Source organism: Candidatus Protofrankia californiensis (genome assembly GCF_900634765.1).
Classification (GTDB): domain Bacteria; phylum Actinomycetota; class Actinomycetes; order Frankiales; family Frankiaceae; genus Protofrankia; species Protofrankia californiensis.
This window is the reverse complement of record NZ_CAAAFT010000173.1, coordinates 2,561-5,766: the sequence shown is the minus strand read 5'-3', so window position 1 is coordinate 5,766 and position 3,206 is coordinate 2,561. Positions and strand designations below refer to the sequence as shown.

The 3,206-nt window shown below is 70.0% G+C and carries 2 protein-coding genes; both read right to left on the bottom strand.

From position 1 onward, the window contains the following. The coding region (locus tag DD1DGNOD_RS29185; RefSeq protein ID WP_241255614.1) for an ABC transporter ATP-binding protein at window positions 1–1,712 on the bottom strand (1,712 nt) is incomplete at its 3' end. Window positions 1,713–1,997: 285 nt separating this feature from the next. Next, window positions 1,998–3,206 (bottom strand): L,D-transpeptidase (locus DD1DGNOD_RS09665; RefSeq protein WP_131769943.1); only part of this gene is annotated, 1,209 nt, incomplete at its 5' end.

The window sequence follows — 3,206 nt, the reverse complement described above, 5'->3', positions numbered from 1 at the left end:
ATGATCGACTGGTCGGCGCCTGACCGGTCCTGGTCGGTGCCCGTCCGCTCCTGGTCGGCGCCCACCCGGTCGAGGCTCGGTCCGGACAGCAACAACGTGTACAGCGGGCACCGGGCGGTCAGCTCCTCGTGGGTGCCGACGTCGACCAGGCGACCGGCGTCGACAACCGCGATCCGGTCGGCCAGGTGGAGCGTGGAACGACGATGAGCGATCAGCAGGGTGGTCCGCCCCCGCATGATCTGCCGCAGGGCCGCGTGGATCTCGGCCTCGACCCGGACGTCGACCGCGGACGTCGCATCGTCCATGATCAGAATGGGTGGGTCGGTGAGCAGAGCGCGGGCCAGCGCGATCCGCTGGCGCTGCCCGCCCGACAGCGTCAGCCCCTGCTCGCCCACGACCGTGTCGTAGCCGTCGGGAAGATCCCGGATGAAGCCGTCCGCCCAGGCGGCCCGCGCCGCGGTGAGGATCTCGGTGTCGCCGGCGTCCGGACGGCCGTAGGCGATGTTGGCGCGGACCGTGTCGGAGAACAGGAAGCTGTCCTCGAACACCATCCCGATCTGGGCTCGCAGCGACGCCATGGTCAGCTCCCGGACGTCGTGGCCGTCGATGCGTACGGCACCGGAGTCGACGCCGACGTCGTAGAAACGGGACAGCAACGCGGCCACCGTCGACTTGCCCGACCCGGACGCCCCGACCAGGGCGAGGGTCTGACCGGGCTCGACCCGCAGGCAGAATCCGTCGAGCACCGGACGATCCCGGGTGTAGCCGAAGGTGACATTGTCGAATTCGATCGCCCCCCGGACCCGCCCGAGACTGATCGCCCCCGGTCGTTCGGTCACGACCGGACGGGTGTCGATGACCTCGAAGACCCGGATGGCGCTGGCCCGGGCCTGCTGCCCGACCGTCAGCAGGTTCGCGAGCATGCGCGTCGGCGCGACGAGCTCACCGAGATAGGTGCTGAAGGCGAGGAAGGTACCCAGGCTGATGCTGCCGCGCAGCGCCAGCCATCCGCCCAGCGCCAGCACCCCGACCTGCCCGACGGCCGGTACCGCGCCAAGGGCCGGCATGTACCGGCTGGCGATGGTCACCGCGCGCATACGCAGCGAGAACAGGGTGCGGGCGGACACGGTGAGCCTGGTCAGCTCCCGGTCCTCCTGCCCGAATCCCTTGACCACCCGCACGCCGGCGACTGCCTCGTCCACCACCCCGGCGACCTCACCGGCCTGCTGCTGGGCCGCCCAGGTCGCCGGGAAGACGGTCAGCCGCGCCCGCAGCCCGATGAGGAGCAGCAGCGGTCCGACGGCGAGGGCGAGCAGGGTGAGCAGCGGGGAAAGCGCCATCATGATCACAATGGCGATCACGAGCAGCAGGAGGTTGCCACTCAGCCACGGCAGGTACGACAGCAGTCCCTGGATGGCGGTGACGTCCGAGATGGACCGGCTGACGATCTGGCCGGTCCGCATCGCGTCCTGGCGGACGCCGTCGAAACGCGCGAGTGCGGCGAACACCGCGTCCCGCAGGTCGTACTGGACGTCCAGGGCGAGACGTCCGCCGACGAAGCGGCGGACGAAGCTCGCGGCGAAGCGCAGCGCTCCGGCGGCGAGCAGCGCGACCACGTAGGGCGCGAGCGGATGTCGGTGATCGACCACGACGTTGTCGACCACCCCGCGTTCGATCAGTGGAGTGATCGCGGCAAGCACGGTTGCGAACACCGCCGCGCCGAAGGCCAGGGCGACGTTGCGCCGGTACCGGAGGACATGCCCCGCCAGCCGGCGCAGCCAGCGTTGCTGGGACGCCGGCTGGCGGGCTGACCGTGGCCACGGCCGGGCGGAGCCGCCGTGGTCGGACGGGTTGCTGTTCGCGCGAATCTCCCGGGTGGCTTGGTTGGGGCAGCCTTCACCTCAACCATTCCGGGAGATCGTCGCTTCCCTGATGGTTCCCGTCCGGCCGGTGCCCCCTCGGCGCCGGCCGGACGGTCGAGTGTGCGGCCCCTGCCGTCAGGACCGGGTCGTCGGTGGCGGGCTGGCTGCCGCGCCGACCATACCCGCGCCCGCCGGCGGCGCCCCGGTGGTCTCGGTGGCCGGTGGCAGCGCGCTGCCCGCGGTCCACCGCTGCCAGGAGATCGACCACTCGTTGCCGAGCTGGGAGGTGTCCGGGGGACGCCCGGTGTTCCGCACGTCAACGATGTCACCCACCCGGCTGAACCGGTAGAACCACTCGGCGTCCGCCGGCGAAGCGTTCACGCAGCCGTGCGAGACGTTGTCCTCCCCCTGCGCGCCGACCGACCACGGCGCCGAATGGACGTACTCGCCTCCGCTGGTGAACTGCACGTTCCACTGGACGGTCTCGTAGTAATAGTCCGGATCACCCTTTGGAATGCCGACCGTCGCGGAGTCCATTATCACCGTCGGGGCGATGCCGAGGACGTTGTGGGGGCCGCTCATGGTCGGTGACGAGGACTTGCCGAGACTGACTGCCAGGGTCCGTTGCAGGACGCCGTCCCGATATACCTTCATCGTGTGGGTCGCGGCGTCGACGTAGCTGATCTGGGCCGAGCCGATGACGAAATCCATGGCCCGGTCCTTCACCCCGAACCGCTTGCCGCCGACGTCCAGACCGGCGAGGTTCGCCTCGACGTGGACCCGGGTCCCCGACTTCCAGTACTGCTGCGGGCGCCAGCGCACGACACGGTCCGACGCCCAGTTCCAGGCGCCGTTGACCGGTGGATCGGTGGTTACCACCAGACGCCGCTGAACGGCCGCCCGGTCGGAAACCGGTGCGCTGAAGGTCAGCGTGACGGGTGTTCCTATGCCGACGGTCTGCCCGGCGACCGGTTCCCACGACACCTTGAAGGATTTCTCCGGATTTGCCGTGGTGAAGGTGGCTGCCGCGTCCACGGTGCCCGATATGCCATTTACCGTGGACGTCTTCGCCGACACCTGGTACTGCGTGTCGGCGAAGAGCCCGCCGGTGGACGTCCAGCTCCTGCCGTCCGCGGAAAGCTGACCGGCCAGCACACCGGCGGTGGTGTCCTGCGATTTGCTTGCACCCCGTGTCACGGTCACCGATTGCAATGGGGCGTCGCTCCGCACCACCACGGTGCTGGTGAGCGCCACGTCCCGGGAGCGGTCCGAAGGTGTGATGACGATCTGTGGTGCCGCCGCGGTCGGCGCGGTGAGACCGGGAGCCGAACTCCCGTCCGGCCG